Consider the following 24465-nt stretch of genomic DNA (forward strand, 5'->3'; position numbering starts at 1 on the left):
TCTTTGTAAACCCGACATATCGACAATATTTTGAACACCCCCCATCTTTGTTGTCAAACGTTCCCCTGGTTGATATTATTAAGGGGATGTGCACGAAAAGGAAGCTGAACTATTCCGACATACTTACATGGAGATAGAAATGAAGATGGAAGCTTCACACAAGGAGGTAACACGAATTGAAGGATCAAGCTAGCCTCGAACTGGGGATCGAGACGGCAGCCGCTGCAGATCCTGCGGCAGGCACCTCGGCCGGCTGGAGGGACTTCGTACAGCTTGCCAAGCCAGGGATCTTATTCTCCAACTCGATGACCGCGTTCGGCGGGTTCTGGGTGGCGTCGGCTTGGAAGATCGATTGGGTGACGATGATATTTGCGCTGCTCGGAACGGTGCTCGTCATGGCCTCCGGCTGCGTGCTGAATAACTATCTTGACCGCGATATGGACAACAAGATGGAGCGGACGCAGAAGCGGGCGCTGGTGACCGGTGCCATTTCACCGCAAACCGTACTATGGTACGGGTTTATCCTCGGCGTGCTGGGACTGGCCACCCTGTGGTTCGGGGCCAACCCGATCTCGGCGCTGCTCGGATTGATTGGCCTGTTCCTCTATGTGTGGATTTATACGGCCTGGTTTAAACGCACTTCCGTATGGAGCACCTTCATGGGCAGCTTCTCCGGAGCGGTGCCTCCGATGATCGGCTACTGTGCGGTAACGCCGGAGCTGGATGCCGGCGCATGGATCCTGTTCGGGATCATGTTCCTGTGGCAGCCTCCGCACTTCTGGGCATTGGGCATCCGCCGGATGGAAGAGTACCGTGCGGCCGGTTTTCCGCTGCTGCCGGTAGTCCGGGGCACCTACGTGACGAAGATGAGCATGATCCGCTACATCGTTCTGCTTGTTCCAGTGTCCATGCTGCTGTATGTATATCAGTATGTGAACGTGTATTATTTCTTCGCCGCGGCCGCCATGGGCTTGTACTGGGCGTTCCTCTGCCTGAAGGGATACAAGCTCCAGGGGGAAGACGAAGTGCTGTGGGCCAAGAAAATGTTCATCTACTCGGTCAACTATCTCATGCTTTTGTTCATCATCATGATCGTTTGCACGGCAGGCGGCCCCCTCGGCTGAGAGAGGATACCGTGCTTCAGTTTCATATAGAGTCATAATCCCAAGGCCTAGTCCCTGGGATTTATTTTTTGAAGAAGGGATGTAAAAAGCAGATGCAGAACAGCGCATTTCGTATCGTAGTGATCATCCTGCTGCTAGGGCTGATCGGTACCCTGGGGTACATGCTGGTTCAGGGGAACCAGAAGAAGATCGATGTCATCAAGCCGGCGGCCGATTTCAAGCTGGAGAACCTGGACGGGCAGGAGGTCACGCTCTCGGGGACGCAGGGCAAAGCGAGATTGGTGTATTTCTTCTATTCTACCTGCCCGGACGTCTGCCCGCCGACGACCTACAATCTCTCGAAGGTACAGAACGTACTCAAGGAGAAAGGCGTCTTCGGAACCAAAACGGCGATCATGTCGATCTCGTTCGATCCGACGAATGACACGCGGGAGAGGCTCAAGGAGTTCGCGGGCCGGTTCCAGCCGGACTACAGCGGCTGGTACTTCCTGCGCGGCGATGAGAAGTATGTTATCGACCTGGCGAAGCAGTACGAGGTTCTCGTCGTGAAGAATCCGAAGGACGGGACCTTCACGCACTCCAACCTGTGGCTGCTTGTGGATGCCAAGGGGCAGATCCGCACGTATTACAAGGGGGATGCCGAGGACCTCGACATCGAGCAAGTGGCCAAGGATCTCATCCAAATCTCCAAAGACTAGAGCTCGGAATCGGCGGGTCACCCGCATGCAGCATGAAGAACATACCAACCTGGAGGCCCGCATATGACTTATTTGGTTCATATCCTGCTGAACAACGTCATCCCGCTGACGATCATGATCGTCGTGGGTATTGTGCTCTACCGGGCATTCAAGCTCGACATCAAGACGCTGTCGAAGCTGAATTTCTATTTGTTCTCGCCGGCGCTGGTGTTCAAAATGCTCTATGAATCCCAGCTGTCGCTGAACCTGCTGGGACAGACGCTGCTGTTTTTCTTCGTTTATTTCGCCGCGATGTATCTGCTGGTGGAGCTCGTCATCCGGATTCGCGGCTATCGGGGCGGTATGGTGCCGGCCATGCGCAACAGCGTCATCTTTTACAACAGCGCCAACTACGCGATTCCGCTGAATCAGCTGGTGTTCGTCGGCGATGCGTTCACGCTCTCGATCCAGATCATCATCATGATGATGCAGAGTCTTCTGCCGAATACCTACGGCATCTATGCGGTCAACGCATCCAAGAAGAACGATATGAAGGCGACGATGCGTACGATCCTCACGCTGCCGGTCATCTATATCATCCCGATCGCTTTCTTCATGAAAGGCTTCGACATTCCGGTACCGGGGCCGATCTACGCCCCGATCAATTATGTATCGGATGCCTTCGTCGCAACCGCTCTTGTCACGCTTGGCGTGCAGCTGGGGAGCATGAAGTGGCAGCTCAATTTCTCGGATGTCATGCTGTCGAATCTGCTTCGCCTCTGTGTCGGTCCTGCCGTAGGCTTCGCGGTAGTGCTGCTGCTCGGCATTGAGGGGGTTATGGCTCAGGCGCTTGTGCTCTCCTGTGCGGTACCGACCTCGCTCAGCTCCGTGCTGATAGCCGTAGAGTACGATAACGAGCCGGAGTTCTCGTCCCAGGTCGTGTTCTCATCCACGATCTTCAGCATCTTTACGGTCACGCTCGTCATTTATCTCATGAAATTTATTTCCTAGAATTTAGAATTTCTCAAAGGTCGGCAGCACCGGAGGATATACGATGTATTCTTCGAGGCCGGCCTTTTCGAGCTGCTGAATCAGGTACTCATCCGGTGTGCCCTCCACACCGGCATAGCCGCGCCGCGTATAGATCTGCTCCGCATCCGGGAAGGTATCGCGGAGAATGCCGCGGATCTTCTTGCCGGAGGAATCGTTGTCGGTGAAGAGGAACACCTCGCGTTCCCCGACCTTCTTCTTCAGCTCCTCAAGCCGGGTGGTGTTCAGGGAGCCGTACGTGCAGAGAATCAGAATATCGTCGGTCAGCAGACGGCGGAGCCGGCTCTTGTCATTCTTTCCTTCCACAATGAGTGCAATGGACATGGAGATCCCCCTTTGGGCTTCAAGTAAGCTGATATAAAGTAGTATAACCCCATTCCCGGCCTATGCCCAATTCTCATGCGAACCGCATTTCCCAGGAAATGTCGAATGTTGGTAAGCGCTTTACCGGCTGTCCTGCAGCGAAAAGGAAAAGACCTGACACGAATGTCAGGTCTTTATGTTTGCAGCGGCAGTGCCGGCAGTATGCCGGCATCTGCGTTCTAGTTGATGAATTTCGCTGTAGTCAGCAGACGCTTCAGCATCGTAGCTGCCTGTGCACGGGTAGCCGTGTCACGGGCACCCAGCGTGTCGTCGGTCAGGCCGTCGACAATACCGGATTTGATCGCTGTCGCCACTTCCGCTTCCGCCCAGACGATTTCATCGGAGTCGGAGAATTTCGCGAGCAGGGTGGACTGTTCGGATGCTGTTACCGCCGGCTTAGCGCCTGCATAGTTCAGCGCACGGACAACCATAGCTGCGAGTTCTTCGCGGTTGATCGTAGCGTTCGGACGGAACGTGCCGTCTTCATAGCCGTCGATGATCTTAGCGTAGACTGCGGAGTTCACCGTGCTGGAGAACCAGTCGGAGGATTCCACATCGCTGAAGGAAGAGCTGCCGGTCATCGGCGTAAGACCGAGGGAACGGACAACCAGTGCTGCGAATTCGGCGCGCGTAATGCTGCGCTCAGGCTCGAAAGAGGTGTCGGTTACGCCATCGACAACCAGTTTGTTCGCCAGCAGTTCGATGTTGTTCTGTGCCCAGTGGCCGCTAACGTCACTGAAGCTCTTGTCAAGCTTAATCACCGCGTACACGCTGTTGCCGTTGCGCTTCAGGTCGGCATAGGTGGAGCTGAATACCGTCGGAACGAAGGAAAGCTTGTTCGTCGTTGTGTCGATCAGTACGCCTGTTGCCGAATCCGAGTCTACGGAAGCAGGCAGCGGGAGGTAGCGGGATACATAAGTACCGCCGAGGTTTACGGCAACGGAAGCATTGTTTTTGCCTACGGCCGTCAGGTTGAAGTCTACTGCGCCTGCAACGACTTCACCGCCCAGGGCTTTGGCCGAAGAAGCCACGCTGTCCGCGATCGCCTGGCTTGCCTTGGCAACCGTTACCTTCACGTTCACATCGTCCGTTGTTGCGGACAGCTGGGAAGCCAGGTCCTTCACGTTCAGAACTTTGACCGGCAGCACATAGGAGCCGTTCGCGTTCTTCACGATGATGGTTTTGTTACCGGAAGTGAAGCCCACAAGTGCCTTGGCAGGGATCAGTGCGAAGTCGCCTGTGATGTTGATCGTTACCGTGTCATACAGGTTCAGCGAGCTGATCAGCTGGTCGGCGTTCACGGAGCCGTCGGAGTTCGCGGAGATCTCACCCGCACCGGATGCACTGCCGCCCGATGGGCCGCCGCCGCCGCCAGGACTGTTCTTAGAACGGTAGACCGTTTGGTATACCGAGCTGTTCACGTTGTTGGGGTCGTTAAACTTCAATTTCACATAGTTGTAGGTTCCCACATCCGAAGTGAATTTGAAGTATACAGCGCCGTTAACGTCTTTGCTGCTGTATGTAACGTCAGCGACATCCAACAGAGAGCCTTCCGGCGAGTATGCATAGACGCTCGGATAGACGCTGTTATACACATCGAGGTAGACTTGGCCGGTGACCGTGCCTTTCTTGTAGGTCGTTCCGCTGCTGAATCCCGATCCAAAGGCGAGCACCGGGAGCAGTACGGAGATGATCAGCATGAGAACAGTGACTTGCGCTGTCTTCTGAAGAACAGCAGGCTTCATTCGGGTTTCACTCCTATTCTGGTTTACAAATAATGAAGAAGAATCTTTGGTGCGAGGAACAAATTTCCTGGACAAATGCTTTTTCACCTCCTTCTTTTCCATAATCTTCTGTTAGATGACTTCGACTGGACACGCTAGTTTATGTCCGTCCTGCCATGTTTGCCCTGCGTTATTGAGGCAGTCTTAGGGGTATTACCCAAGCTCGTCCAGTACGAAACACCTCGGTTACCTAACGCAGGTCCATAATTAAAGGTTGCAGAAGTGGAGACCAAAAAGGCCTTGGTCCTACATAAATAGGGAATAGGTACCAATTCGGCGGGAGGAGCGCAGAAGAAGACCGTCCGGAAATCGGACGGCCTTGGAGAGGTACGGAATGGACTTGCAGGGATGAGCTTTTTGTCAAAATGGGGCTGTCCGTCCTTTGGATTTACGTTCCCATTCGAAGCCCGCTCCTCACCGAAGCTTGGTCAGCCGACTTCAGGCCTGTACGGGACGGCGGGTGGCACGCAGAGGGAGCAGGGAAAGGGCAAACATTAGGCAGAGGAAGGCCAGGAAGTAGGAGGAGACATGGGTACGCAGATGGCCGGCGAGCATGGGGCCGATGAAAGCGCCGATGGAGTAGGAGATGGATAGCAGCGAGAAGAGGCGGCCATAGCGCTGTGAAGTGGTCGAAGCGGCCAGCAGCGAGGCGATGGCCGGGAAGATCACCCCTTTGGCCATCCCGATCAGGATCAGGGAGGCGTACATCGGCAGGGGCCATTTGACCGACATCCCGAAGAAAATGATGGCGAGCGCGAGCGAGCCGTAGGAGACTCTGATCAGCGGCGGAATTCGGCTCAGGAACAGCATGCTGAGCGTTACAAGCGCCCCCAGGCTGACGAGCGAGAAGAAGACACCGGAGGTGAGGATGGAGCCGTGGGTCTCTTTCATCAGCGGCAGCTCGAAGAAGAGGATGCCCTGGGAGCAGGAGATCGAGAGCGGCATGGTAAAGAACAGCCAGGGAACGGACGAATCCCCGGCACTTCCGGCATTCGGCGTCTGTGGGCTGCCATGCTCAGACAGCGGGGACGGAAACAGCTCGGCGGCCGCCTTCTTGTACTGGCTCTCCTTCACGCCGAACCAAGCAAGCAGACCGGTAGCGATAAGTCCACAGCCGAGGAAGGTGAACGAACGCTCGAAGCCGAACTGGGCGACGAGGTAAGCGCCGGCCGCCGGGCTGAGCACGGAAGCAATGGTGTGGACCATGCCGTTGCCGGCCATGAGCTTGCCCTGCTGCACCTGATCCGAGGCGAGCTTGGCCAAGAGCGAGAGACAAGCGGGCGACAGGAACGCAAGCACGAAGCCGCTGACGGAGCGGATGTAGAGCAGATCCCAAGGGTCGGTTACCTTCGACTGGGCGAGCAGCACGAGACCGGCAATTATGAGACTGAAGACGATGAAGGGCTTGCTGCCGTATTTGTCGACCCCGTACCCGGCCAGGAGGTTCCCTGGGATATGAGTGATCGAATAGACGCCGAGGATCAGTCCGATAAAGGATGGCGCCGCGCCGAGTGAGATGGCGAAGGGGGAGAGGATCGGGTATTGGGCGTGGAGATCGAAGAACGCGACGAACATGAACAAATAGAGCCATACGGCTGTTTTCACCTGAATCACCTCGCATCATTGGTTGTCCGTTAGGAGTCCTTCTCCATCTTACGTGGGGGAGGGGGCTGTTAGTACAAAGTACAAGGATTTGGCGGAGCTGAAACCGTACTCGCTTTTACACGTTTTACTTGAAAGGACCTTTATTCTCTTCCAAAAAAAAGTAATGAAGAGTCCCTGGAGGCTGTTGTATGATGAGTAAGCGTGGATGAGGGTCAGGAAAGAAGACGAATAAGGGAGAGAATCGAACGTGGAGTTCTTAACGGAGTTCTTGGCGCAGCGCTGGTATGTCATCGCAGGCGCGCTGGTCATACTGTTTCTAGTGATCAAACTGGTAAAAACAGTTATCAAGTGGGTTATCATTCTCGGGATTGTGGCCGCCGTCTATTTCTATGGAGCGAGCTATAAGGATCAGCTGCTGGAGTATGGATCCGCACTCGGCACCAAGGTGGCCGCCGATGTGAAGAACCAGGCGCTGAAGACGGTCACCGACGAGGCGAAGGAAGCGAAGTATACGCAGAATCCGGATGGCACCTTTACGGTCAAAACCAAGAGCGTGAGGATCGACGGCAAGCCGGGGGCGAGCGACGTGCAGGTGACCTTCATGAACCAGACCTTCACCCTGAAGGTGGATGATGTGCTGAAGCGGTTCATCGAACAGGCCAAATCGGGAACGGCGGGGTAAGCTTCCAGCCGGAGCTGTGCCCATGAACGATATATTCGCAAGGCGGCCCAAGACGGAGGGAGGAGGAGACAGATGGACATATGGAGCTATGTGAGCGGGCTCAATCTGGTAACGGTGCTGATCTCCGTGGTCTTCGGCATCTCGGTGCTGCAGGGACTGCTTCGCGGTGCGACTTCCTCCGCCAAGCGGCTCGCGCTCATGGTAACCGAAGGAGCGGCCACGCTGCTCGGGCTCTTCCTCTCCTGGGAGCTGACCGAGTGGGCGTCCCCGCAGGTACAGGAGCGTCTGGTGTCTCTGGGCCTGGCTATTCCGTCCGAGGAGCTGGGCTTCTGGGAGCAGCTGTACTATACGGCAGTAACCGGGTTGCGGGATTTTTCGCTCCTGCGCTTTGCGATCCTCTTTGTTATCGGTTACGGCCTCATTAAGCAGCTGCTCTATCGTCTCATTGATCCGTTCGTGGACGGCTGGCTGTCGGCCCCGGCGGCGGGGCAGCGGACTTCGCCCTCCTTCCTGAGCTCGCTGGTCGGCGGAGTGATCGGCGCCGTAACCGGAGCGGGCCGCAGCCTGATGATCATAGCGCTGCTCTTTATTCTCACGACGCTGCTGCCGCAGAATGGGCTGACCTCGTATATCGGCGCTTCGGAGCTGTACCGGAAGGGGGCGACGGAAGTGATCCGCCCGGTTACCGGGGACTTCATCGAGCAGCGTCTTCCGGTGTTCACCCGGCAGGTCGAGCAGGAATTCGCGGATATCCTGCAGCGCAAGTACGAGGTGGTGGACGCCCATATCCCCGGCAGTATCGCCGAGGCGGCCAAGGAGGTCGCGGCGAAGGGCGGAGACGATGAGGAGAAGGCGAAGCTGCTCTATCAATGGGTCGGAACCCGGGTGAAATACGATTGGGAGAAGGTGCGGCTCTACGAAGAGCAGCGGATCTGGAAGGAGCAGACGCCGGAAGAGACCTTCGCCACCAGGCAGGGCGTGTGTATCGACTTCTCGCGGCTCTATGCGGTCATGGCGCGCTCCATCGGGCTCGATGTCAAGGTGGTTACCGGCCTCGGCTACGACGGGAGAGGCGGATACGGGCCGCATGCCTGGAACGAGGTATATCTCGCGGAGAAGAAGCGGTGGGTACCGCTGGATTCCACCTGGGTGGCTTCGGGCGGCAACTGGTTCAATCCGCCGAACTTCCAGGAGACGCATATCAAGGAAGTGTAAGATGAAGTATAAGCTGAAGTGTAAGGAACGGATCGTGGTGACCCGGTTACCGGGGCAGTCAGGCCTGGAAGGAGCCAAGATGGGCTCTCCTCCGGGTCTTTTTTAACCTGCCATGGTTTTGTGGTACACTGAAAAACGGCACAAAGAAAGGTCAGGTGCGTTCGGTTGGCACTAAGCAAACGTTTGGATGAGTATAAAGCGGTGTTCTTCGATGTGGGCGATACGCTGCTGACCATTCCGGCAGCCCAGGTGATCATGGGGCAGTTTCTCGCCGCCCGTGATTTTCATCCCGGGGAAGCCCGGATCGGCGAACTTTTTACGGAGGCCTTTCGTCTATTTTATTATGGCAAAGAGGTCGGAGCTTTCGAGGCGTGCACGCCGGAGTCCGACAGGCAGTTCTGGATGAAGCTCTATGGCTATATTCTCGAGCATCTGGGCGTGGAAGAACGGAAGTGGACCCGGGAACAGGTGCATGCCTGCTGTCATGAGCTGTACGATCTGTTCACCTCGCCTGAGCACTATTCTCTCTTCGAAGATGTGCAGGAGGTGCTGGCGTCGCTGCAGGCCCGCGGTTTACGGCTGGGCGTGATCTCGAACTTTGCCCCGACGCTGCCGGCCATCTTGGAGAGCAAAGGCATCCGTCACTATTTTGATCCGGTGGTGGTCTCCACGCTGGCGGGACTCGAGAAGCCGGATCCGGCCATCTTCACACTGGCTTTGAAAGAAGCGGGTCTGCACCCTTCCGACGTGCTCTATGTGGGGGACCATGACATCAACGACGTCTGGGCTCCGAACCAGGTCGGCATGGATGCACTCAAAATTCTCCGCTATGACTATCATACCGGGGAGGGCATTCGTTCCCTGAGGGAGCTGCTGGACCTGTAAAATTTGTACAAAACAAGAGGTTGCTGAACTGATGAATACATTATTCCGAACAAAGGAGCCGGGCAAGCGTCCCTGGGATTCGCGGCGGACGCGGATGAATCTGCTGTTTTTTGCTGTTTTCGTGCTGTTCTCCATTCTGGTTGTAAGGCTTGCGATGCTCCAGTTTGTCCAGGGGGCGGAGCTCAAGCAGGCGGAGACGGAGTTCACCGAGAGCTCGACACCGATCGCGCCGATCCGGGGGAATATCTTCGACCGCAACGGGGCTCCGCTGGCTTATACGGTGTCGACACAGTCGCTTTTCTTCCGCATTACCGAAGGCGATCTCTCCGAGCGGATGGATGAGATCATCGCGCTGGCGGGCGAGCTGGAGAAGATCTTCGCGTCTTACGGCGGCCCGAACGTCAAGCCGCTGACAGCGGCCGAGATCGTGGAGCGGATGGATGTCGGCTTCGACATCAACAAGAAGGAAACCAAGATCAACGGCTATTCCTATATGCCGCGGCGCATCAAATCGGATCTGACGGCCAACGAGATCGCCTATGTGCTGGAGCACCGGGACGAGCTGAAGTGGCTTGAGGTCACCGAGGAAAGCGCAAGGGTCTACGACGACCGGAACCTGGCCGTGCAGCTCATCGGGTATCTTCGGCCTTTCTCGGCGGCAGTCAACGTGGAGAACTCCTACCTCAGTACCTACCGGGATAAGAAGGATGAATACCTCGGCGACGAATACGTCGGCTATGACGGGCTGGAATATCTGTACCAGGAAGAGCTCCGGGGCAAGAACGGGACCAAATCCTACCCGATCAACGCCGCTCAGAAGATTACCGGTCCCTATACGCTGACACCTCCGGTCAAGGGGAACAACCTGATTCTCTCGATGGACCGGGAGGTGCAGCAGGCGGCTGAGGATGCGGTCACGGAGCACCTGACGGCGATGAAGAGAGCCTCGGGCGGTTCCGTCCTGGCACAAGGGCGTGAAGCCGTTGCGGGCTATGCGGTAGCCATGGAAGTGGATACCGGCAAGGTGATGGCGATGGCCTCCATGCCCGATTACGACCCGAACGTATGGCATGGCGGGGTATCGGGTACGGAGTGGAACGAGATCCGCTGCCGGTATCTTAACGGGGCGATCCGGGAACGGTGCGCGGATGTGCCGGAGAAGGAAATCAGCAAGCACCCGCCTTCGCTGGTGCCGCTGGGCTCTACGATCAAGCCGCTGACCGTACTTCTCGGACTGAACGAGAAGCTGTTCGCACCGTATGAGACCTACAATGACACCGGCACCTATACCTACGGGAAGGACAAGAGCCGGGTGAACAACTCGGGCTTCAAGGCCAACGGCCCCATCAATGCGTCGAAGGCCATCGAGGTATCGTCGAATACGTTCATGGCGGCGATGATCGGCGAGCGGCTCTACAACCGGGGCGGCAGCCCGCTCGACGTATGGGATCAATACATGAAGAAGTTTGGTCTCGGCATCAGGACCGGAAGCGATCTTCCCGGCGAGAGCCCGGGCGATATCTATTATTACGATACGGTCAAGCAGGCCAGTACGCAGGCGGCGCTTGTCCAGGCCTCGTTCGGCCAGCAGGGCCGGTATACCGCCCTCCAGCTGGCCCAGTACACGGCGATGCTCGCGAATAAGGGCAAACGGTTGAAGCCCCTCTTCGTAGACCGGATCGTCACGTATGACAACAAGCAGGTGGTCAAGGAAATCCAGCCGGAGGTCCTCGGCCAGGAAACGTTCCCCGAAGAATATTGGAATGTCATTCACCAGGGGATGCTCAAGGTATCGAAGACCGGCTTCGAAGGCAGCGAAGCGGATTATACCGTAGCCGCCAAGACGGGCACCTCCCAGATGTCGGTAGCCGGCAAGAGCCTGGAGAATGCCGTCTTCATCGCTTACGCGCCTGCGGAGAAGCCGAAGCTTGCCGTGGCGGTCGTCGTGCCGGAAGGCGGGTATGGCGCTTACGGCGCCGCGCCTATTGCCAGGAAGATTTTTGATGCTTACAATGAACGCATAGGACTTTACGGCACGCCGAAGGTCCCTGCAGGAAAGGAGCCGCAGTAAGGATGAAAAAGCCGATCGAGATGGAAGATCCGACGAAACAGGAAACGTCGAAACGCCGCCATTTTACCCTACGTATCAATCTGTTCTTCTTCTTCACGTTCTTCCTGTTCTCCGTCCTGATCGTGCGCCTTGCGATGCTCCAATTCGTCGAGGGGAAAGAACTGAAGGCGGAGAAAGAAGACATCAACAAAGCGAACACGCCGATTGCCCCGATCCGCGGGAACATTTATGACCGGCAGAAGGTGCCGCTGGCTTATACGACCTCCACGCAGTCGCTGTACTTCCGGATCGAGCAGAACCAGCCGAAGGACGAGGTCGTGGCTCTGGCGCAGGAGCTGGCAAGGATTTTCTCCTTGTACGGGCGCCCAGGAGAGAAGCAGCCTACCGCGGAAGAAATCATCATCGAGATGGATGTAGGCTACGATCTCAACAAGCAGAAAACAAATGATGCGCCGAGCTATTATTCCGTACCGCGGAGGCTGAAGACCGACCTTTCCCAGGAAGAGATTGCTTATCTGATGGAGCATCGTGACGAGCTCAAATGGCTGGAGATCATGGAGGAGAGCATCCGCCAGTACGATTATGAGAACACGCCGGCAGTCCAGCTCATTGGATACATGCGGCAGTTCTCCAGAGCCCGCGCGTCCAACCTGAACCTGGATCTCTACAAAGACAAAACGAAAACCGATGGATACCTCGATACGGAATACGTAGGATATGACGGGATCGAGTACCTGTACCAGGAGGAGCTCCGGGGCAAGAACGGATTCAAGACCTATCCCGTGAACGCCGCCCACAAAATCATCGGCAAGGTCGATGTCACCGCCCCGACCAAGGGGAACAACTTGTACCTGACCATCGACCGGAACGTTCAGCTTGCTACCGAAAAGGCGATTATGGATCATCTCGCCTGGCTGAAAGGCCCTGCCCGGTCCAACCGTTATGCGGCCAAAGGCTCGAATGCCGTAGCGGGCTATGCGGTGGCTATCGAAGTCAAGACAGGTAAAGTCGTTACGATGGCGAGCATGCCGGATTACGACCCGAAGGTCTGGTCGGGACCGATCTCGAATGAAAAATATGCCGAGATTCAGTCCAAGATCAATAACGGGACGATCACGACGGCTTATCCGGACTATCCCGAAGACAAACTGAAATACCATCCGACATCCATCGTCTATATGGGGTCGGTCGTCAAACCGCTTTCCGTGCTGATCGGGCTCAATGAAGGGTTGTTCACTACAAATACGATCTATCATGATACGGGCGTCTTCACGTACGGGAAGGACAACAACGCAAGGCTTTCTAACTCGGACGGCGCGGCCTGGGGCCCGATTAATGCCACGGATGCCATTTGGCACTCTTCCAACACCTTCATGTCGGCGATGATCGGCCATGAGCTGCACCGCCGCAAAGGTACGGAAGCCGTAACGATCTGGAAAGACTACCTGGCCAAATTCGGTCTGGGGGTTCTGACAGGCAGCGGGCTCCCGAGAGAATATGCGGGACTCAGCGAATTCGAGAGCAATACCAAGGAATCCGTCCAGCAGCGGATGGTATTCGCCTCCTGGGGCCAGAACGAGAAGTACACGACCCTGCAGCTGGCACAGTATGTGACAACGCTGGCTACGAAAGGGGAGCGGCTTAAGCCGCTGCTCGTGGACCGGATCGAGACCTATGAGGGGCAGCTCGTCAAGGAATTCAACGAGAAGGTCGTGCTGGACAAAACGGAGTTCCCCAAAACGTATTGGGATGCGGTCATCAGAGGGATGGCTAAGGTCGGCGTGCAGGGCTTCGATGACTTCCCTTATACGCTTGCCCGCAAAACCGGTACCTCTACCCAGCGGGTGGCCGGCGGCAAGGAGATCGATAACGCCGTCTTTATCGCCTTCGCGCCGATTGAGGATCCGAAGCTGGCTGTAGCGGTCGTTGTGCCTGAAGGCGGCTTTGGCTCCTACGGCGCGGCACCGATCGCACGCAAGATTTTTGATGCCTATGATCAATATTACGGCTTGAGCGATAAGCCCAAAGGCCCCAAAACACCGGTAACCACTCCATAGCGGTACACGGCAGAAGCCTCCCCAGCGGGAGGCTTTCTTTATTTAAGAAAATTGTTGCACAAGGGAAACTTATTTGTATATAATAAAAATATAGTCGGGAAGGCAATAATCATTGTCCAGTACAACAATCATAATCGAGTACAACAATTAAGGACTAAGACAACTTTTTGGCAACATATACTTGGAGGACTAATACTATGACTAAGATTGGAGCGAAGGCCGTGAAATCGAAGAAACCTCTGCCATCCTCATGGAAACGGTTCATCATGACGATTCTGTTCCTGGGGCTGGCTGCGGGCCTTACCGCCTGCGGTAGGGATGAAGCCGCTCAAACCGGCGTGTCCGGCAAAGTAAAAATAACGGCGACCATCGGCATGATTGCGGATATTGCGCGCGAGGTCGGCGGAGAGCATGTGGAAGTGACGGGGCTGATGAAGTCTGGGGTCGACCCCCATCTGTATAAAGCTTCTCAGGGGGATGTCAAGAAGCTGGAGCAGGCCGATCTCATTCTATATAACGGCCTGCACCTTGAGGGCAAAATGGTCGAGATCTTCGAGAACATGCAGAAATCGAGGCCGACGGTAGCGGTCTCCAAGAATATACCGGAATCGAAGCTGCGGAGCATGGATGACGGTACGGCCTCGCATGACCCGCATATCTGGTTCGATGTCAAGCACTGGATGACGGCGACGGAGACGGTGAGGGACGAACTCTCCAAGCTGGACGCGGCCCACGCAGAGGATTACAAGAAGAATGCGGAGGCGTACCTAGCGAAGCTCAAAGAGCTGGATACCTACGCCAAAGAGCAGATCGCTTCCATTCCCGAGGGGCAGCGGGTTCTCGTGACGGCACACGACGCATTCGGATACTTCGGTGACGCGTACGGCATCAAGGTCATGGGCCTGCAGGGCATCTCGACCGCATCGGAGCCGGGCTCCAAGGACGTGATCGATCTGCGGGACTATCTGGTTCAGAACCAGATCAAGGCCGTCTTCGTCGAGTCTAGCGTCCCGAAGAAATCCATCGAGGCGATGATCGAAGGGGCCAGGAAGCAGGGGCATGAGATTAAGATCGGCGGAGAGCTGTTCTCCGATGCGATGGGCGAAGAAGGAACGGCCGAGGGTACGTACTTAGGCATGGTGCGGCATAATGTCGACACGATCGTCAAAGCTCTGAAGTAGCGGAGCCGGGCGAATAAACATAGAGATGGCGCCGTAGGGGCGCCGGCCAGGAAGAGGAGTTGAAGTGTTATGGGAGCGTCGTTGTCACCATTGTCGGTTGCAGGCTTGACGGTAGCCTACCAGAAGAAGCCGGTGCTGCGGGATGTGGGGTTTGAGATCCCGGAGGGCAAGCTGATCGGGATCGTCGGCCCGAACGGGGCGGGCAAATCGACCCTGATCAAAGCAGTCCTGGGCCTGATCCCGCGCGTTACCGGCGAAGTATCGATCTATGGCAGGCCTTATGCCGAACAAAGAAAGCTAATCGGTTACGTGCCGCAGCGCGAATCGGTGGATTGGGATTTCCCGACCTCGGCTCTCGACGTCGTCATGATGGGCCGCTACGGCCATCTAGGCTGGTTCAAGCGGCCGGGGGCGAAAGAGCGGGGCCTTGCGATGGACTGCCTCGAGAAGGTCGGCATGGCCGACTTCGCGGGGCGGCAGATCTCGCAGCTCTCCGGCGGGCAGCAGCAGCGGATATTCCTGGCGCGGGCGCTGGCGCAGGATGCCCGGCTGTATTTCATGGATGAGCCGTTCGTCGGCGTGGATGCGGCTACGGAGAAGGCGATCATCACGCTGCTGAATGAGCTTAAGAAGCAGGGCAAGACCGTGCTGGTCGTCCACCATGATCTGGCCACCGTCAAGGAGTACTTCGATTGGATTCTGCTGCTGAACGTGGAGCTCATGGGGATCGGTCCGGTCGGCGAGTGGTTTACCAAGGAGCATCTGCAGCGCACCTACGGCGGCCGGCTCGGGCTGCTCGACAGGGACGATGACGCCGTCATCGTCTCGGCGAGGTGACCGCCATGCTGACACTGCTCTTCGAGATGTTCCGCGACCCGAACGCCCAGTGGATTCTGCTGGGCAGCATGCTGCTCGGACTGAGCAGCGGCGTGCTCGGCAGCTTCGCTTACCTGCGCAAGCAGAGCCTAATGGGGGATGCGCTGGCTCATGCCGCTCTGCCGGGCGTCTGTATCGCCTTCATGCTTACCGGCACGAAGTCGATCTTCTTCTTCCTGATCGGCGCTGTGGCCGCAGGGCTGATCGCCACGTTCGGCATCGGCTACGTCACGCGCCATACCCGGATCAAGCAGGATTCGGCGCTCGGGATTGTGCTCTCCGTTTTTTTCGGCCTCGGCATCGTTCTGCTTACGAAGATTCAGCATGGGAGCAGCGGCAACCAAAGCGGGCTCGACAAGTTCCTGTTCGGGCAGGCGGCCTCCATGGTGTTCAAGGATGTGGTCACCATGGCCATCGTTGCCGTGCTGCTCGTGCTGGTCTGCTCGCTGCTCTTCAAGGAGTTCAAGCTGCTGAGCTTTGACCAGGGCTTTGCGAAGGGCATCGGACTGCCGGTCGCTTTCCTCGACCAGTTCATGATGTTCCTGATCGTGGTAGCGGTGGTCGTGGGCATTCAGACCGTGGGCGTCGTGCTCATGTCCGCGCTGCTGATCACTCCGGCCGTGTCGGCCCGCTACTGGACCGAGCGGCTGGGAGTCATGGTCGCTTTATCCGGCGCCTTCGGCGCGGTGAGCGGCTTCCTCGGCACCTGGATCAGCGGGGCGGCCAACAATCTGCCGACCGGTCCGCTCAGCGTACTGTCGGCAACGGCGCTGTTCGTGGTGTCCGTGCTGTTCGCTCCCCGGCGGGGGCTCGTGGCCAAGCTGCTGGAGCGCACCGCGGTGAAGAAGGATGTTGTCCGCGGACTGAGACCTCAGGCGCAGCTTCACAGCGTGCAGCATCCGGCATCCGCAGCGGGAGAGGAGGGAACCCCGTGAATGACTTTTGGATTATTCTTACAGCCTGTCTCGTCGCCTGTTCCTGCAGCATACTCGGCTGCTTTCTCGTGCTTCGCCGCATGGCGATGATTGGGGACGCGATCTCGCACTCGGTTTTACCGGGCATCGTCATCGCGTTCCTCCTCAGCGGCTCGCGTGAATCGCTGTTCATGATGCTGGGCGCATCGGTCATTGGGCTCGTGACCGTGTTCCTCATCCAGTGGTTTCACCAGAGCGGCGTCCAGTCCGACGCGTCGATCGGTGTCGTCTTTACGGCTCTGTTTGCCTTAGGCGTTCTGCTCGTTTCTTTGTACACGCGCCAGGTCGATCTTGATCTGGACTGCGTGCTCTACGGCGAGATCATCGCCGTCCCCTGGGAGACGCTTCAGGTGGGCGGCACGGAGATCGGCCCCAAGGCCGTATGGGCGCTGGGTCTTGTCCTGACACTGAGCGTGGTGCTCATCGGCGTATTCTACAAGCAGTTCAAAATCTGCGCGTTCGATCCCGCTATGGCGGCCGCCGTCGGTATCCCGGTGGCGCTGTTCCACTACCTGCTGATGGGCCTCGTCTCCGTGACCACGGTGGCCTCCTTCGAGAGCGTAGGGGCGATCCTCGTCGTGGGCATGCTCGTCGTCCCCGCCGCTACCGCTTACCTGCTGACCGAGGTGCTCAGCCGCATGATCTTTTACAGCATGGGCATCGGCATCCTCAGCGCGGTCTCCGGGTACTATGTCTCCGTCGCGCTGGACGCTTCGATCGCGGGCTGCATGATCACCATGGCCGGCGTCCTGTTCGTCCTGGCGCTGCTCTTCTCCCCCTCGCACGGCGTCCTCATCCGCAAGTGGCGTCAGAAGCGCAGTGCCGCCCGCATGGCTTGAATCAGGCCGGAGTATTGGCACGCAGCCGCTAAAAAGCTCCTTCCCGTAGATGAGAAGGAGCTTTTTATTGCTAAAGTTGCGATTGCGAGGCTGGCCCTGCATGGCTTCCATGACACCACTCATGAAATAGAGGAACGGAGAGATCTTATTCGGATATTTCCCGTGATTTCCCGGCGATTAACGGAACTGGGATTCCTTATCGGCTTCTGATTCGACGAAAAGCGGTCTCTTTCATCAAAATAGCGAATATCAGTTCCGCTAAACTTGAAATCGCCCTTCCGTTGAGGCCCATAACGCATCGGAGTTCCTCTATTTTTTGTCCTCGCAGGGAGTCCGGTCCCATAGCCAGCAGGAGCAATTTTGTCTTCCAATCAGCCCCTACCTAACCATTGGGAAAGGGGCTTTTGCTCTTGCTCTTTTGCTCTTTTGCTCTTTTGCTCTTGCTTTTGCTCTTGCTGTTGTTTTTTGCTTTTGCCCTTGCGCCTTTCCCTACCCAGCGACGTATACCCTTTTTGAAAGTGACCTTTGAGCGAAGCTCAACGGAACGCAAAAAGGGTACTACGAGCCACCAACGGAACGCAAAAAGGGTACTACGAGCATCTCAAAAAGGGTACTACGAGCCTTCTACGAGCGTCCCCAAACCTTCGCGTAGCCGTCCCGCGACCGCGCGAGCAGCTCCTCCACCGGCTCGGCCGGCGGCTGCGGCGTCAGGATCTCCTGCGCCACCACGCCCCGGTACCCGATCTCCTGCAGCCCCTGCAGGAAGGCCGCCAGATCGATCACGCCCTCGCCGGGGTACACGCGGTCATTATCGAGCACCTCGGCCAGCGGCACGTCCTTGGCGTCGTTGAGATGCACATGCACGATCTGGTCCGCACGTAGCTTCCGGATATCCTCTATCGTGCCGCCGGTCGTGTACCAGTGAAAGGCGTCGTACAGCAGGCCTACGTTGCTGCAGCCGATCGCGTCGATCCAGTCGAGGGTCTCCTCGGCTGTCCAGATGAACGGATGCTTCCAGCGGGTGCGCAGATGATGCGGGCCGACGAACTCGAGGCCGAGGCGGATGCCGTAAGCGCCCAGGATCTCGGCGCAGGTCCGCATCCTGCGGGTGGCCACCGCCATGAAGTGAGCCGCCGGATAGTCGATGGACGGCAGCACATAGGTGCAGCAGCTTGTCACCCCGAGCTTGGCGGCCGCTTCCGCGTCCTTCACGAGACGAGGGAGGCCGGCGCGAAACACGTCCTCCGTCTGTCTCCATTCCGGGGACAAGCCGATCGCACCGATGATGACGCCCTGCTCCTGCAGCGCCTGCAGAACCCCTTCGGTTCCAGCGGATTCGATCCACTCTTGAAGCTCCGAACCGGCGGCGTCAACGGCGCCGAACCCAAAGCGGGAAGCCAGCGAGACGAATTCCGGCAGGGAAGGCGTCTGGCCGAGTCCCGCCCGTGTAAGTCCTTTGATCATGAAGAACACGCTCCTTTTTTCACGTACATAAATACGGACAACCCCGAACAGGGAGCCCTTGAGCGCCTCCATTCTAACGAACGGGGGGCAGGCTGTCTACTCGGAAATCGCGACATTCCCGTGCAAAAGGGCGCCATTTCCTGAAAACGCTGCGAATATGGTATACTGTTGTATCGGACTATTATGTATGCGCTGACGGCGCGCCGCCTAGCGGACACCGCAGCTTGAGGAGGAAAAACACCATATGTGCGGGATCACCGGCGTGATGTATTTTGAGGACCGCGTACCGTCCCCGTCCCTGCTGAAGAGCATGACCGATTGTATCGAGCACCGGGGACCGGACGATATCGGATTTTGGAGCGAGAGCCGCATCGGGCTGGGGTTTCGCCGTCTGTCCATCATCGACCTGAAGGAAGGCCACCAGCCGCTGGCCAATGAAGATGACACGGTATGGATCGCGTTCAACGGCGAGATCTATAACTATAAATACCTGCGCGACACGCTGCAGGCCAAAGGGCATCAGTTCAAGACACACAGCGATACCGAGGTTATTGTACATATGTACGAAGAGTACGGCGAGGACTGCGTGAAGCAGCTCCGCGGGATGTTCGGCTTCGTGATCTGGGACAAGCGCAAGCAGCGCCTGTTCGGCGCACGGGACCACTTCGGCATCAAACCGTTCTATTACCGCAAGGACGGCAGCCGGTTCCTGTTCGGCTCGGAGATCAAGAGCATCCTGGCCGCCGGCGTGGAGCGCACGATCCACACGGAGAGCCTCCTCAACTATTTGACGTTCCAGTATGTGCCGGAGCCGACGACGATGTTCGAAGGCATCTTTAAACTGCCCCCGGGGCACAGCATCACGGTGACCGCGGACGGCGAGATGAAGATCCGCCAGTATTGGGATTCCATGCTCGAGCCGCAGGAGCAGTCACTCGAATCGTGTATCGAGCAGATCCGGGCGAAGCTGCAGGACTCCGTTGTCCACCACATGCAGAGCGACGTGGAACGGGGCTGCTTCCTCTCCAGCGGGATCGACTCCACTGCGATTGCCGCCCACATGCGGCGCATCGAGCCGATCCGCACCTTCTCGGTCGGCTTCGAAGGGGCGAACAACGAGACGATCATCGCCCGGCAGACGGCCCAGGCCCTCGGAACCGAGCACTACGAGAAAGTGATCACGCAGGAGGACTACTTCGCCACACTGCCGAAGGCGGTATGGCACCAGGATGAGCCGGTAGCCGATCCGTCGGCGATCGCGCTCTACCATGTGGCACAGCTGGCACGCCAGCATGTGACGGTCGTCCTCTCCGGCGAAGGGGCGGACGAGCTGTTCGGCGGTTACCGGATCTACAACGAGCCGAACTCGCTGGCTCCGATCGAGCGGATGCCCGTGTCCGTGAAGCGGATGCTGAATGCTCTGGCCCGTCTGCTGCCCGAAGGCGTCAAGGGACGCAACTACCTGCTGCGGGGTACGACACCGCTTGAGCAGCGCTTTCTCGGCAACGCGAAGATTTTCAGCGAGGACATGAAGGCCGAGCTCGTACGCGTCGACCGCGAGATGCTGCGCAGCTACAAGAATCCGGTGGAGATCGCGAAGAAGTTCTACGACAAGAGCCGTCACCTCGACCCGGTCTCCCGGATGCAGTACATCGATATGAACCTGTGGATGCCGGGCGACATTCTGATGAAGGCGGACAAAATGACGATGGCGCACTCGATCGAGCTGCGGGTGCCGTTCCTCGACGTGGAGCTGTATGAAGTATCCCGGCGCATCCCGGCGCATCACCGGATTGCCGGCGGGACGACGAAGTATGTGTTCCGCAAGGCGATGGAGGGCATCATCCCGGACAACATCCTGAACCGGCCGAAGCTCGGCTTCCCTGTGCCGATGCGCGATTGGATGAAGGGCCCGCAGGGCAATGTCATCATGGAACAGATCGCCGGCAGCGGCATCGAAGACTACATCCGTATGGACACGGTGAGGAACATGCTGTCCGCGCACCGCAGCGGCCAGGGCGATTACGCCCGCCGCATCTGGACGGTCTATATGTTCGCGCTCTGGCACAGCACCTATATGGAGGAGCTGCCAAGCCCTTCGCTCGCACACGCCCAGTAGGCAGGGTTAACGGCTGAAGCCGCGCTTGGCGAAGGCATTCCCGTATGGCCATGAGGCCCCGGCTGCGCACTGCCGCAGCATTTCAATCAAATTAGAAGGAAGTCCGCCGGCAGCAGGGTGAACGGGAAGGCATCCTGCCGGGAGCCGTTCCCGGTATCCCGACCCAGCCAGCCGACGGAACTTCTCCGTATGGAGGAAACCATGCCAGCCTATAAACTTGTAGCATTAGATCTCGACGGCACACTGCTCACGGACGACAAAGCGATCTCCGCAGAAAACCGGGCGGCCATCCTCGAAGCGACGGACCGCGGGGTGACGGTGGCTTTTTCCACCGGACGGGGCATCCAGAATGCGCTCCCCTATGTAGAGGAGCTCGGCCTGAAGTCGCCGATCGTTACCGTCAACGGAAGCGAGGTCTGGAAGTCGCCCGGCGTGCTCCATGAGCGCCATCTGCTCGACCGCGGCCTGCTCCGCAAGCTGCATGAGCTCGCAGTCCAGTACGACACCTGGTTCTGGGCCTACAGCGTCGGCGATATCTACAATAAAGACCGCTGGGCATCGGAGGCGGAGATCGAAGAGAACGAATGGCTCAAATTCGGCTATTACGTGGAGAACACGGAAGTGCTGGCGGCCATCCGCAAAGAGATCGAGAGCTGGGATCTTCTCGAGATCACCAACTCGCACCCTTTTAACATGGAGCTGAATCCCAAGGGCATCAGCAAAGCGAGCGGACTCGAGCAGGTCTGCGGCATGCTCGGTATCACCATGAAGGAAGTCATCGCCATGGGAGACAGCCTGAACGATGTCGCCATGATCCGCGCGGCGGGATTGGGAGTGGCCATGGGCAATGCCCAGGAGGAAGTGAAGAAGCTGGCCGACCGGGTGACCGTTACCAATGAGGAGCACGGGGTAGCCAAGATTATCCGGGAATTTGTGCTCGGTTAGAAAGAGTGTGATATAGAAAAAGGGGGATACGCAGATGACGATTGCCGCTTGGATCATCATTGTTCTGCTGTTCGCGGTAGGGATGGCGGGTGCCGTATACCCGATTCTCCCGGGAGCCCTGGCCATCTATGCCGCATTCTTCGTCTACGGCTTCATGATCGGCTGGGAGCCGTTCGGCTGGTGGTTCTGGAGTGTACAGACCACGCTGGTGGCGGTCCTGATGGTGGCCGATTATGCGGTGAATGCGGTAGGGGTTAAGAAGTTCGGGGGCAAACGGGCTTCGGTGATCGGCAGCACGATCGGCCTGATTGTCGGCCCCTTCCTGATTCCGGTTGTGGGCCTGCTCATCGGTCCGTTCCTCGGAGCGGTTATCGGAGAGCTGGTGACCGGCACCGAGCTGAAGCAGGCGGTGCGGGCGGGCGTCGGCGCGTTGGTCGGATTTTTCTCCGGCCTCGTGACGAAGGTCCTGCTGCAGGGTCTCATGATTGTCCTGTTCATTGCCTGGCTTGTTTTCTAAACTAATTCGATAGGATCTGAATGCTCCGAAGTAAGCGGTCCATGGGGAAGAAGGGAACCTTGTGTCGTCCAAAGATTCGTTAGTCAAAGGAACGCTGATCCTGTCCCTGGCTGCGCTTGTGGCCAGGGCGCTCGGCGTGATTCAGCGCATACCGCTCGTCGCGCTGCTCACCATGGCGGGGATGGCCCCGTACGGGGTGGCGTTCAACTTGTATTCCGTGCTGCTCGTCGTAGCTACAGCGGGCATTCCAAGCGCACTCAGCAAAATGATCTCCGAGCGCACCGCCCTCGGCCGGTACGCCGAAGCAGACCGCATCTATAAGTCGGCCCTGCAGTTTGCCGTAGGGGCGGGCATCGTCATGGCCTTGATCCTGTGGTTCGTGGCGCCGTCCTTCGCGGCAAGCAGCGAGCAGCCGAAGGCGGTCCTGGCGATCCGGGCGATCGCTCCCGCCCTGCTGCTGTTCCCGGTTATCGCGATCATGCGCGGCTACTTCCAGGGCCGCCGCATGATGACGCCGAACGGGATCTCGCAGGTGATCGAGCAGATCTTCCGCGTCGTGACCTCAGTCGCGCTGGCGTATCTGCTGCTGGAGCGCGGCCTGGTCTATGCGGTGGCCGGCGCCTCGTTCGGCGGGGTGATCGGCGGCGTGGCGGCCCTCGCCGTCATGCTGTACTACGGCAGCAAGCTCCGCCGGCAGGATCTCCGGGAGCGGGGCGACAGCGTCCCTCCGGAGCAGAAGGCTGCCGCGGCAGCGCTGACCGCAGGCACGATCTACAAGCAGCTGTTCCGCCTGTCCGTGCCGATCGTTATCTTCTCGGTCACGGTCACCCTGGTGTACCTGATCGATTCGTGGCTCGCCACCCCGCTGCTTAAGGGGGCGATGGGCTTGGAGGATGCGGGCCGGGTGCTCGGCATTCTAACCGGTCAGGCCCAGTCGCTGGCTGGCATTCCGATCATACTGGCCGTGGCGCTCAGCCAATCGGTCGTGCCGATCATCTCCTCGGCATATGCACAGAACGATCTGAAGCAGGTATCCGAGCAGACGGGCAAGGTGCTGCAGCTGTCCATTCTGACCGGACTGCCGGTCGTCCTGGTTATTGCGCTGGCCGCCAGGCCGCTGAACTTCTTCATCTTCGAGAACGAAGCGGGAACGCTGATCGACGATAGATTCGCCCCAGGTGTCATTGCGGCCCTGACGGTGACCGCGATCTTCCAGATCGTGATGCAGACCTCCGGGGCCGTCCTCATGGGCATGGGCCGGATGAAACCGCTGATGGCCGGCGTCGGGGTCGGGATCGCCGTCAAGCTCGCAGCGAGCTTCGCGCTGGCCCCGCTTCTCGGCATCTACGGCCTCGTGGCCGCTACGGCGCTGTGCTTTATCGTCATGGCCGCGATCAACCTCAGCGTGCTGCGCAGAGCCGTGCCCTACCGGGTGTTCGGACTGCGGCGCTGGGTGGGCTTGGCCTTCTCCACGGCCGCCGTGGCGGGAATCGGCATCCTGCTGGATGTGCTGTGCCGCGATGCGGTCAACCCTTTCGGCCATCTGCGGGCGGACAGCTTCCTGCAGGCGGGAATCGTCTGCGCCATCACTGGGGCGGCCTATATCCTGCTCCTGTTCCTGACGCGCGTCATGACGCTGCAGGACCTGGACCGGATGCCGGGACCGCTGCGGAAGCTGGCGAAGCCGCTGCAGCGCCGGCTTGGACGGTCCGGGCAGACCGGCTGACGGCGGTGCGTGCCCGTGCTGTGAAGCGCGGCACGCACCGCCGCGGCCCCAAACGCAGCGAATGGCGCGGGTGGCGGAAGGCTGCTGCCAGGCAGCGGCATTAGGTCCCCGGTGCTGAGAGATCCTGCCTTCAGGCATCCCCGCTTTCAGCTGCCCTGCGATACCCCAGGGCGGCAGCAAACCCGCAGATGCAGTGACAAAGAAAGAAGCCCCAAGCCGTTCTCCTCCGGAAGAGGAACGGTTTGGGGCTATTTTGATTCGTTCGCTTTGGCACGCGCATCTCTTGGCTTTGCCGGGGACCGTCACCGCCT

At 58.2% G+C, this 24465-nt stretch carries 20 protein-coding genes; 16 read left to right on the forward strand and 4 right to left on the reverse strand.

Annotated elements, in window-relative coordinates; genetic code table 11:
• Window positions 1-176: 176 nt before the first annotated feature.
• The 3 genes from cyoE to ACP26L_RS06270 all read left to right on the forward strand — a co-directional run bounded on the left by cyoE (window position 177) and on the right by ACP26L_RS06270 (window position 2812).
• Entirely contained in the window at window positions 177-1124 is a 948-nt protein-coding gene (cyoE, locus tag ACP26L_RS06260) for a heme o synthase (RefSeq protein ID WP_426451685.1), read from the forward strand.
• 92 nt (window positions 1125-1216) lie between these two features.
• Complete coding sequence (locus tag ACP26L_RS06265; protein WP_426451686.1) at window positions 1217-1822, forward strand: SCO family protein; 606 nt, start codon at window positions 1217-1219, stop codon at window positions 1820-1822.
• A gap of 63 nt (window positions 1823-1885) precedes the next feature.
• Complete coding sequence (locus ACP26L_RS06270; protein ID WP_426451688.1) at window positions 1886-2812, forward strand: AEC family transporter; 927 nt, start codon at window positions 1886-1888, stop codon at window positions 2810-2812.
• Between the two features lie 3 nt (window positions 2813-2815).
• On the opposite strand, the gene ACP26L_RS06275 is transcribed toward ACP26L_RS06270, so the two are convergent.
• The 3 genes from ACP26L_RS06275 to ACP26L_RS06285 form a co-directional block, all read right to left on the reverse strand.
• Window positions 2816-3175: a toprim domain-containing protein gene (locus tag ACP26L_RS06275; protein ID WP_426451690.1), complete on the reverse strand. Its 360-nt coding sequence runs from the start codon at window positions 3173-3175 to the stop codon at window positions 2816-2818.
• Between the two features lie 218 nt (window positions 3176-3393).
• Entirely contained in the window at window positions 3394-4959 is a 1566-nt protein-coding gene (locus tag ACP26L_RS06280) for an S-layer homology domain-containing protein (protein WP_426451692.1), read from the reverse strand.
• Window positions 4960-5436: 477 nt separating this feature from the next.
• A complete protein-coding gene (locus ACP26L_RS06285; RefSeq protein WP_426454837.1) occupies window positions 5437-6603 on the reverse strand; it encodes an MFS transporter in 1167 nt (388 codons plus the stop codon).
• A 247-nt stretch (window positions 6604-6850) separates the two neighbouring features.
• Between ACP26L_RS06285 and ACP26L_RS06290 the strand changes: the two genes are divergently transcribed.
• The 9 genes from ACP26L_RS06290 to ACP26L_RS06330 all read left to right on the forward strand — a co-directional run bounded on the left by ACP26L_RS06290 (window position 6851) and on the right by ACP26L_RS06330 (window position 17383).
• Window positions 6851-7285: a hypothetical protein gene (locus ACP26L_RS06290; protein ID WP_426451693.1), complete on the forward strand. Its 435-nt coding sequence runs from the start codon at window positions 6851-6853 to the stop codon at window positions 7283-7285.
• 72 nt (window positions 7286-7357) lie between these two features.
• Window positions 7358-8500, forward strand: coding sequence for a transglutaminase domain-containing protein (locus ACP26L_RS06295; RefSeq protein WP_426451695.1), 1143 nt, complete (start codon window positions 7358-7360; stop codon window positions 8498-8500).
• Between the two features lie 183 nt (window positions 8501-8683).
• Window positions 8684-9385, forward strand: a complete 702-nt coding sequence (locus ACP26L_RS06300; protein ID WP_426451696.1) for an HAD-IA family hydrolase — start codon at window positions 8684-8686, stop codon at window positions 9383-9385.
• A gap of 31 nt (window positions 9386-9416) precedes the next feature.
• Window positions 9417-11456 carry a peptidoglycan D,D-transpeptidase FtsI family protein gene (locus ACP26L_RS06305; protein ID WP_426451697.1) on the forward strand — a complete coding sequence of 680 codons (2040 nt, stop codon included), beginning with the start codon at window positions 9417-9419 and terminating at the stop codon, window positions 11454-11456.
• 2 nt (window positions 11457-11458) lie between these two features.
• Window positions 11459-13513: a peptidoglycan D,D-transpeptidase FtsI family protein gene (locus ACP26L_RS06310; protein WP_426451698.1), complete on the forward strand. Its 2055-nt coding sequence runs from the start codon at window positions 11459-11461 to the stop codon at window positions 13511-13513.
• Between the two features lie 197 nt (window positions 13514-13710).
• Window positions 13711-14694 (forward strand): metal ABC transporter solute-binding protein, Zn/Mn family, encoded by a 984-nt coding sequence (locus ACP26L_RS06315; protein ID WP_426451700.1) that lies wholly within the window; start codon window positions 13711-13713, stop codon window positions 14692-14694.
• 69 nt (window positions 14695-14763) lie between these two features.
• Window positions 14764-15531 carry a metal ABC transporter ATP-binding protein gene (locus ACP26L_RS06320; protein WP_426451702.1) on the forward strand — a complete coding sequence of 256 codons (768 nt, stop codon included), beginning with the start codon at window positions 14764-14766 and terminating at the stop codon, window positions 15529-15531.
• A gap of 5 nt (window positions 15532-15536) precedes the next feature.
• Window positions 15537-16505 carry a metal ABC transporter permease gene (locus ACP26L_RS06325; RefSeq protein ID WP_426451704.1) on the forward strand — a complete coding sequence of 323 codons (969 nt, stop codon included), beginning with the start codon at window positions 15537-15539 and terminating at the stop codon, window positions 16503-16505.
• Window positions 16502-17383 (forward strand): metal ABC transporter permease, encoded by an 882-nt coding sequence (locus ACP26L_RS06330; protein WP_426451705.1) that lies wholly within the window; start codon window positions 16502-16504, stop codon window positions 17381-17383. The genes ACP26L_RS06325 and ACP26L_RS06330 overlap by 4 nt, the downstream gene beginning before the upstream one ends.
• A 624-nt stretch (window positions 17384-18007) precedes the next feature.
• Here the strand turns inward: ACP26L_RS06330 and ACP26L_RS06335 are convergent.
• Window positions 18008-18847 carry a sugar phosphate isomerase/epimerase family protein gene (locus ACP26L_RS06335; RefSeq protein WP_426451707.1) on the reverse strand — a complete coding sequence of 280 codons (840 nt, stop codon included), beginning with the start codon at window positions 18845-18847 and terminating at the stop codon, window positions 18008-18010.
• 244 nt (window positions 18848-19091) lie between these two features.
• Between ACP26L_RS06335 and asnB the strand changes: the two genes are divergently transcribed.
• The 4 genes from asnB (at window position 19092) to ACP26L_RS06355 (ending at window position 24154) form a co-directional block, all read left to right on the forward strand.
• Window positions 19092-20966, forward strand: a complete 1875-nt coding sequence (gene asnB, locus ACP26L_RS06340) for an asparagine synthase (glutamine-hydrolyzing) (protein ID WP_426451708.1) — start codon at window positions 19092-19094, stop codon at window positions 20964-20966.
• Between the two features lie 201 nt (window positions 20967-21167).
• Complete coding sequence (locus ACP26L_RS06345; protein ID WP_426451710.1) at window positions 21168-21911, forward strand: Cof-type HAD-IIB family hydrolase; 744 nt, start codon at window positions 21168-21170, stop codon at window positions 21909-21911.
• A gap of 34 nt (window positions 21912-21945) precedes the next feature.
• Entirely contained in the window at window positions 21946-22428 is a 483-nt protein-coding gene (locus ACP26L_RS06350; protein ID WP_426451712.1) for a DUF456 domain-containing protein, read from the forward strand.
• A 61-nt stretch (window positions 22429-22489) separates the two neighbouring features.
• Entirely contained in the window at window positions 22490-24154 is a 1665-nt protein-coding gene (locus tag ACP26L_RS06355; protein WP_426451714.1) for a putative polysaccharide biosynthesis protein, read from the forward strand.
• Window positions 24155-24465: the final 311 nt, after the last annotated feature.

It is taken from the genome of Paenibacillus sp. S-38 (genome assembly GCF_049942825.1).
In the GTDB taxonomy this organism is placed as follows: domain Bacteria; phylum Bacillota; class Bacilli; order Paenibacillales; family NBRC-103111; genus Paenibacillus_G.

Excerpts from the sequence above, each read along its gene's own strand:
- ACP26L_RS06270 (WP_426451688.1), top strand. The coding sequence starts at position 1,886 with ATGACTTATTTGGTTCATATCCTGCTGAACAACGTCATCCCGCTGACG.
- ACP26L_RS06325 (WP_426451704.1), top strand. The coding sequence starts at position 15,537 with ATGCTGACACTGCTCTTCGAGATGTTCCGCGACCCGAACGCCCAGTGG.
- ACP26L_RS06310 (WP_426451698.1), top strand. The coding sequence starts at position 11,459 with ATGAAAAAGCCGATCGAGATGGAAGATCCGACGAAACAGGAAACGTCG.
- ACP26L_RS06305 (WP_426451697.1), top strand. The coding sequence starts at position 9,417 with ATGAATACATTATTCCGAACAAAGGAGCCGGGCAAGCGTCCCTGGGAT.
- ACP26L_RS06265 (WP_426451686.1), top strand. The coding sequence starts at position 1,217 with ATGCAGAACAGCGCATTTCGTATCGTAGTGATCATCCTGCTGCTAGGG.
- ACP26L_RS06280 (WP_426451692.1), bottom strand. The coding sequence starts at position 4,959 with ATGAAGCCTGCTGTTCTTCAGAAGACAGCGCAAGTCACTGTTCTCATG.
- ACP26L_RS06275 (WP_426451690.1), bottom strand. The coding sequence starts at position 3,175 with ATGTCCATTGCACTCATTGTGGAAGGAAAGAATGACAAGAGCCGGCTC.
- ACP26L_RS06345 (WP_426451710.1), top strand. The coding sequence starts at position 21,168 with ATGCCAGCCTATAAACTTGTAGCATTAGATCTCGACGGCACACTGCTC.
- ACP26L_RS06315 (WP_426451700.1), top strand. The coding sequence starts at position 13,711 with ATGACTAAGATTGGAGCGAAGGCCGTGAAATCGAAGAAACCTCTGCCA.
- ACP26L_RS06350 (WP_426451712.1), top strand. The coding sequence starts at position 21,946 with ATGACGATTGCCGCTTGGATCATCATTGTTCTGCTGTTCGCGGTAGGG.
- ACP26L_RS06295 (WP_426451695.1), top strand. The coding sequence starts at position 7,358 with ATGGACATATGGAGCTATGTGAGCGGGCTCAATCTGGTAACGGTGCTG.
- ACP26L_RS06320 (WP_426451702.1), top strand. The coding sequence starts at position 14,764 with ATGGGAGCGTCGTTGTCACCATTGTCGGTTGCAGGCTTGACGGTAGCC.
- asnB (WP_426451708.1), top strand. The coding sequence starts at position 19,092 with ATGTGCGGGATCACCGGCGTGATGTATTTTGAGGACCGCGTACCGTCC.
- ACP26L_RS06335 (WP_426451707.1), bottom strand. The coding sequence starts at position 18,847 with ATGATCAAAGGACTTACACGGGCGGGACTCGGCCAGACGCCTTCCCTG.